Annotated in this window: 1 protein-coding gene; it reads right to left on the bottom strand. The window is 49.4% G+C overall.

What is annotated here, in order from left to right; genetic code table 11:
* Window positions 1-314: sensor histidine kinase (locus tag CWB98_RS23745; protein ID WP_249364758.1), on the bottom strand; the 314-nt coding region annotated here is incomplete at both ends.

Genomic DNA, 314 nt, shown 5'->3' on the forward strand with positions numbered 1-314 from the left:
GGACCGACACCATAGAATCAAAAATATGCTCACCGATATCCGCAGGAAGCGCTGGGCCTTGATTACTCACTTTAAGTACTGCGTGCTGAGCTTGGCGCTCAAGGGAAACGCCAATCGCGCTGCCCTCGTAAGCAAACTCCAGGGCATTGTTAATCAGCTTATCTAACAGCTGCGCTAAAAAATCAGCTGAACCTTCCACGGGAATAGCCGCGTCGCTAATGTTGATGTCAAAGTGTGCTTGCGGGTATGCGAATTGATACCCCTGCATACAGCCATGCACCACTTGCTGCAGATCGTAATGTTCTTTTTTTGCC

The sequence above is a fragment of the Pseudoalteromonas rubra genome (assembly GCF_005887115.1).
GTDB classification, from domain to species: domain Bacteria; phylum Pseudomonadota; class Gammaproteobacteria; order Enterobacterales; family Alteromonadaceae; genus Pseudoalteromonas; species Pseudoalteromonas rubra_F.